At 60.8% G+C, this 6577-nt stretch carries 6 protein-coding genes and 1 pseudogene; 2 read left to right on the top strand and 5 right to left on the bottom strand.

Annotation, left to right across the window (positions count from 1 at the left end):
• The 3 genes and pseudogenes from L9Z73_RS22875 to L9Z73_RS22865 all read right to left on the bottom strand — a co-directional run.
• Positions 1 to 287, bottom strand: a pseudogene (locus tag L9Z73_RS22875) (hypothetical protein); the annotation flags it as partial.
• A 79-nt stretch (positions 288 to 366) separates the two neighbouring features.
• Positions 367 to 2724: a DNA polymerase II gene (locus L9Z73_RS22870; RefSeq protein ID WP_247405815.1), complete on the bottom strand. Its 2358-nt coding sequence runs from the start codon at positions 2722 to 2724 to the stop codon at positions 367 to 369.
• Between the two features lie 93 nt (positions 2725 to 2817).
• Entirely contained in the window at positions 2818 to 3291 is a 474-nt protein-coding gene (locus tag L9Z73_RS22865; RefSeq protein ID WP_247405812.1) for an SRPBCC family protein, read from the bottom strand.
• A 98-nt stretch (positions 3292 to 3389) separates the two neighbouring features.
• Between L9Z73_RS22865 and L9Z73_RS22860 the strand changes: the two genes are divergently transcribed.
• Entirely contained in the window at positions 3390 to 3791 is a 402-nt protein-coding gene (locus tag L9Z73_RS22860; protein WP_247405810.1) for a GFA family protein, read from the top strand.
• A 1-nt stretch (position 3792) separates the two neighbouring features.
• On the opposite strand, the gene mrdA is transcribed toward L9Z73_RS22860, so the two are convergent.
• Positions 3793 to 5685: a penicillin-binding protein 2 gene (gene mrdA, locus L9Z73_RS22855; RefSeq protein ID WP_247405807.1), complete on the bottom strand. Its 1893-nt coding sequence runs from the start codon at positions 5683 to 5685 to the stop codon at positions 3793 to 3795.
• A 230-nt stretch (positions 5686 to 5915) separates the two neighbouring features.
• A complete protein-coding gene (locus L9Z73_RS22850) occupies positions 5916 to 6296 on the bottom strand; it encodes a cupin domain-containing protein (protein ID WP_247405804.1) in 381 nt (126 codons plus the stop codon).
• Between the two features lie 74 nt (positions 6297 to 6370).
• On the opposite strand from L9Z73_RS22850, the gene L9Z73_RS22845 reads away from it, so the two are divergent.
• Positions 6371 to 6577: hypothetical protein (locus L9Z73_RS22845; RefSeq protein ID WP_247405801.1), on the top strand; the 207-nt coding region annotated here is incomplete at its 3' end.

The following is a 6577-nucleotide window of genomic DNA, read 5'->3' as shown; positions in this document are numbered from 1 at the left end:
TAGACCGTGTCTTCGCGGTCGATCCGCGAGTTGCCACGGGAACGGTCGTTGTACACCAGCAGCAATTCCAGGCCCATGTGCTGGTTGATCAGTTGATGCAGCTGCAGCAGGTCCGTGGTTTCCAGCGTGGGGATCTGCTTGAGCGGGTTGATACGCGCGAGCGCTTCGCTGCCCTCGCCGTCCTGCCAGGAACTGGCGTCCACCCGATGCCATGGCACCGCGCAACGCTGCAGGGCAATTTCGATCATGCATGAGCCGGAGTCGTCGGTGCCGTAGAGCGTGTACATGGGACTTCCTCCTTGGTGTCGCGTAGAAATTACCGAGCACGCCAACAGCGTAGACGCTCACCCGCGCGAGGCAAACGGGTTAGAACAGGCCCATTTGCCCACCGACCAGGGTGCCGAAGTCGTCATTCACAAACGGCAGAATCGCATCGGCCACTGGCTGCAATTGCCGGGTGACGTAGTGGTCGTAGTCGATCGGTGCCTGGCGCACTTCCAGCGGTTCCGGGCCGTTGACGCTGATCACGTAGCTGATCCAGCCGCCGCGCTGGTACTGACGCGGGCGGTTCATGCGGTCGTTGTAGTCGTCGGCCAGGCGCGCAGCGCGCACGTGCGGCGGGACGTTGCGCTCGTAGTCGTCCAACCGCCGGCGCAGGCGCTTGCGGTAGATCAGCAGCTCGTCGAATTCGCCGCTCAAGGTGCGCCGCACGTAGTCGCGCACGTAATCCTGATAGGGCTGGCGGTGGAAGATACGATGGTAGAGCTCCTGCTGGAATTGCCGGGCCAGGGGCGACCAGTCGCTGCGCACGGTTTCCAGGCCCTTGTAGACCATCTCTTCGCTGCCGTCGCCGCGCACCACCAAGCCGGCGTAACGCTTCTTGCTGCCCTCCTCGGCGCCGCGAATGGTCGGCATGAGGAAGCGCGTGAAGTGGGTTTCGTATTGCAACTCCAGGGCGCTGTGCAGGCCGAATGCAGTGTGCAAATGCGCGCGCCACCAATCGTTGACGTGTTGCACCAGCGCCTGGCCGATGCGGCTGGCGTCCTCCTGGGAGTGCGCGCCACCGAGCCAGACGAAGGTGGAATCGGTGTCGCCGTAGATCACTTCATAGCCCTGAGCTTCGACCAGTTCGCGGGTCTGGCGCATGATCTGATGGCCGCGCAGGGTGATCGACGACGCCAGGCGCGTATCGAAGAACCGGCAACCGCTGGAACCGAGTACGCCGTAGAAGGCGTTCATGATGATTTTCAGCGCTTGGGACAACGGCGCATTGCGTTCGCGCTTGGCCTCTTCGCGGCCTTCGGAGATGCGCGCGACGATGGCCGGCAGGCAGTGCCGGGTGCGGGAAAACCGGGCGCCGCGAAAGCCTTCCACTGACTCGCTGTCATCGGGGTGCTTGAGGCCTTCGATCAGGCCCACGGGGTCGATCAGGAAGCTGCGGATAATCGACGGGTAGAGGCTTTTGTAGTCCAGCACCAACACCGATTCGTAGAGGCCGGGGCGTGAATCCATGACAAATCCGCCGGGGCTGGCCTGGGGCGGTTTGTCGCCCAGGTTCGGCGCGACGAAGCCTTGGCGGTGCATCAGCGGCAGGTACAGGTGAGTGAATGCGGCCACGGAGCCACCGTTGCGGTCGGCCGGCAAGCCGGTGACGCTGGCCCGTTCCAGCAGGAACTTGAGCAGCTCGGTCTTCTCGAAAATCCGCGTGACCAGCTCGCAATCCTTGAGGTTGTAACGCGCCAGGGCCGGCTTGTCCTCGGCGAACATGCGGTTGATTTCGTCCATGCGCTGGTAGGGCGTGGAGATGTCCTTGCCTTCGCCGAGCAGGGTTTGCGCGACGTTTTCCAGGCTGAAGGATTCAAAACTCCAGGTGGCCGAGCGCAGCGCTTCGATACCGTCGATGATCAGCCGCCCCGCCGCGGCCGCGAAGTAATGATTGCGGCTGCCGTGCTCGCGCCAGGCCATGGGCTCATCGCCACGGCCGAGCAAGAGTGGCACGTTGAGGCGCTGGGCGTGTTCGTGGAGCACGCGCAGGTCGAACTGCACCACATTCCAGCCGATGATCGCGTCGGGGTCATGCGTGGCGAGCCATTGGTTGAGGCGCTCGAGCAATTGGCCGCGGGTGTCGCAATAGTCGAGCTTGAAGTCCACCGCATCGGTTTTGTTCGGCGGGCCGAGCATGTACACCTGGCGCTCGCCACAGCCTTCGAGGGCGATGGAATACAGATCGCCCTGGGCGGTGGTCTCGATGTCCAGGGACACCAGCTTGAGCGGCGGGCGATAGTCGGGCGCGGGTTTCATCTGCGCGTCGAGCAGCGCGCCCGTGGCGTCGGGGGTGCCGTCGAACCACACGGGGGCGGTGATGAAACGCTCCATCATGTAACGCTCGGGCGGGCGCACGTCACCTTCGTAGACATCGACACCGGCGGCGCGCAGGCGCTTTTCCAGGTCCATCAGTTGCCGATGCTGGCGGGTGTAGAGGCCCAACACCTTGCGGTGATGGAAATCGCACAGCTCCAGCGGGCGCAATTTGATATCGCGCTCGCCCTTGAGCAGCCAATCCAGCGGTTTGCGATGGGCTTCGGGGATGAACATCACCGAGCTTTGCACGGGGAGGCGGATAAACCTCGGCCCCTGGTCGGTGGCCAGCCAGAAGCTGACCTGCGTCCCCGCCGGGGTATCGCGCCAATGCCGGGTCAGGACAAAACCCTGCTGTAAATCCACCGTGACGCACCTCAGGAATCACTTTCAGGGCGTGATTCTACCCGGCATCCGGCCAAACGCGGCACGTTAACGCGCACACAGCGCGCAATCGCCTCAGGCGATGCCTTGGTGGAAGTGGCTCAGGTAGCCTTCGATATTGCGCATTTGCTCGTCCCATCCGCGGGAATTCATTTTGAAGGCTTTCAGGCGGCGGGCTTCGGGCACTGTGTCGAAGCCGGATTCAACGACCCGCAGCAAAATGCCCGGGGCGCGGTCTTCAACGGTGAACTCCACCAGCGTCGGTGTTTCCTTGTCGTAGTCGATGCCTTTTTCTACGGCGAAGGGGTGCCACGAGAACGAAAACCGCGTCTGCGGCAAGATGTGTTCGATCCTGGCCTTCCAGATCACGTGTTCGTAACCTGGGTAAGTGATCGGCGCTTCGATCGTTTCCCCGGCGACAAAGGTCTTGCCCTTGAGGGCGATGCCAAACCAGCGGCCGAATTGCTCGGCATCGGTGAGCGCCTCCCACACCTTTTTGCGTGGAGCGTTCAGTAGGACTTTCCGTTCGATTCGATCTGATACGTGCATACGTCACCTCCTCCATTGACAGTAGGCGACATCGACCAATGCGCAACCTTGGGTTCTGCGCGATGATGATGCCCCCATCGTTGACCCGGCCATAGGTTATGACTGACCCGTTGAATGGAAGTTGCTTCTGTAAAGCCGTGCGCTACCAGGTGGACAGCCTGGACATGCCCATCAGCCACTGCCACTGCGATAGCTGTCGCAAGGTGCATGCGGCGGCGTTTGTGAGCACCGCCGGCGTGATGCGTGAACATTTTCGCTGGACGCAGGGCGAGGAACTGTTGGCGGCCTTCGAATCTTCGCCAGGCAAATTCAGGCGTTTCTGCTCACGCTGTGGCTCACATCTGATGGCCGAGCGTGGGCATCAGCCCCATGTGATTGTGCGGGTGGCGACGCTGGACGATGATCCGGGCGTCAGGCCCACCGCGCATATCTGGACGGCCCATGATGTGCCGTGGCTGGCACATGAGGGCGTGGAGCACTGGGACGAATGGCAGGTGTGAGTCAGACGTGGGGATCGCCGGGGGCTTTGCTCGGCGTCGCATATTGCGGCTTCAGGTGGCCTTCGTGGTCGAGCAGCCAGGCGTCCATGATCTGGCGCACCACCGGGCCTGCGACGCGGCCACCGGCCTCGCCGTTTTCGATCATCACCGAAATCACGATTTGAGGGTGTTCCGCCGGCGCAAACCCGACAAACAGCGCGTTATCACGGTGGCGCTCCAGGGTTTTGTCGCGGTTGTAGCGCTCACCCTGCTTGATCGCCACCACCTGCGCGGTACCACTCTTGCCGGCAATCCGGTATTGAGCACCCTGCGCGGCCGCCCGGGCGATCCCGCGGGGATCGTGCATCACCAGTTGCATCCCGTGGTTGACCTGTTCCCAGTCACGCGGGTCCTTGAGGACCACGTTGGGCATCGGGTGCTCATCCACTGGCGCCACGCCGTTGATAGTCTTGGCCAGGCGCGGTCGATTCCATACGCCTTTATTGGCAATCAACGCGGTGGCCTGGGCCAATTGCAGCGGCGTGACCTGCATATAACCCTGGCCAATGCCGAGGATCACCGTTTCGCCCGGGAACCAGGGTTGGCGCCGTGTCGCGCGCTTCCAGGCCTGGGACGGCATCAGGCCAGCTGACTCTTCGAACATGTCCAGGGAGACTTTCTGGCCGAGGCCGAATTCGGCCAGGTAGTCATGTAGGCGGTCGATGCCCAGCTTGTGGGCCAGGTCGTAAAAATAGGTGTCGTTGGAGCGCATGATGGCCGCGTCCATATCCACCCAACCATCACCGCTGTGGTTCCAGTTGCGGTATTTGTGGTCAAAGTCGGGCAATTGGTAGTAACCGGGGTCGAACACACGGGTCTGTGCGGTCACTACCCCGCTGTCGAGACCCGCGATGGCCACTTCCGGCTTGATGGTCGAGCCCGGCGCATAGAGACCGCGCAGGACGCGGTTGAACAGCGGACGGTCGATGGAATCATGCAGGGCCGCATATTCCTTGAAGCTGATGCCGGTGACGAACAGGTTGGGGTCGAAGCTGGGCTTGCTGACCATGGCCAGTACTTCGCCGGTTTGCGGGTCGAGGGCCACCACGGAGCCACGGCGATCGCCCAAGGCTTCTTCAGCCGCTTCCTGGAGTTTGACGTCGAGGCTCAGCACGATGTTTTTGCCGGGGATCGGGTCGGTATGCTTGAGCACGCGCAGTACGCGTCCCTGGGCGTTGGTCTCGACTTCTTCATAGCCGACATGGCCATGCAGCTCTGACTCGTAGAACCGCTCGATGCCAGTCTTACCGATGGACTGCGTGCCGCGGTACTCCACCGAGTCGAGGGTCTTGGATTCTTTTTCGTTGATGCGGCCAACGTAACCGATGGAGTGAGCGAAGTGCGCGCCCAGGGGATAGTGGCGAACGAATTGCGGTTCGACGTCTACGCCGGGCAAGCGGAATTCGTTGACGGCGAGTTCGGCGATCTGTTCTTCGGTCAGCTCATAAAACAACGTAACCGGCACAAAAGGATGCCGCGCCTGCTTCAGCGCCTTGTCGAACACGGCGCGGTCTTCTGATGGTAGGTGCAGCAGACTGACGATCGCGTCCAGCTCGCCCTTGAGGTCGGTGGTGCGCTCGCGGGTGATGATCAGGTTGTAGCTTGGGCGGTTGTCAGCCAGCACAACGCCGTTGCGGTCATAGATCAAGCCACGAGTCGGCGTGATGGGCAGTACGTGGACACGGTTGTTTTCAGAAATCGTCGAGTGATAGTCGAATTGCACCACCTGCAGGAAATACAGGCGACCCACCAGGGCACAGGTGATGCCGATCACCAACAAGGCGCAGGCGAGCAGGCGTTTGTTGACCAGGCGGTTTTCGTTTTCGTGGTCTTTGATCGGTATCGGTTCAGGCATTTCTACAGCATCTCGTTGAAAAAGGTCGACGCCGCGTCCTGCGGATGAAAGATCAATCCTTGTGAAAATGTGCTGCACCATAGCAAAAATGCAGAAATACTTTGCATCGATTTCCCAAACGGTAGCCTGGAAGGGCCGTGTGGTGCCGTTGAGTCAGGCGGCACCGAGCATCGGGGTATGAGGCCACTGTTGCCAGATGGCGACGGTGGCCTCGAACAGCAGGATGGATTTCAGATCCACTGGTCGTTCAAGGCTGTGCGGTTTCCCCCTTCATGGCCGGTGTTCAAGATGCCGCGAGGTTCGATCATCATCAGTTTGGCTTCGCCTTCGGCGGCCGTCCGGTGCTCTATTCCGCGAGGAACGACATACAACTCCCCCGGCGCCACATACACGGGACCTTCCGGAAGGTCGATACGCAGTATCCCTTCAAGCACGAGAAACGCCTCGTCGGTTTCTGGATGTGAGTGCCAGATGAACTCGCCTTCGATGCGTACAACCTTGAACTGATAGTCGTTCATCTCGGCTACGACTCTCGGGCTCCACTGTTCACTGATGAGCGAAGCCTTTTGCGCGAGATTTACAGGTTGTGCTGAGTGCTGTTGCTGAGCCATGACCAATCCTCTGGTAGGTGAGAGTTGTCAGGCTATCGAAGGAAGGGTCAACCGTTCTTGTATGATCTTGCAGTTTGAAGATCGCGGCACAAACGCTCAAAGGACCTTTACTAAACCACGGCAAGGACGCAGTGAAGACTATCGCGATGAGCCTCTTCGCACTTTCCAAGCAGACAAACAAAACCCCTGTCTGCGTGAGCAAACAGGGGTTCTGGAATTTAATCTTGACGATGACCTACTCTCACATGGGGAAACCCCACACTACCATCGGCGATGCATCG

The sequence above is a fragment of the Pseudomonas emilianonis genome, from assembly GCF_023072625.1.
Classification (GTDB): domain Bacteria; phylum Pseudomonadota; class Gammaproteobacteria; order Pseudomonadales; family Pseudomonadaceae; genus Aquipseudomonas; species Aquipseudomonas paraveronii.
The sequence above is the reverse complement of the archived record's forward strand: the minus strand, read 5'-3'. Positions and strand labels throughout refer to the sequence as shown.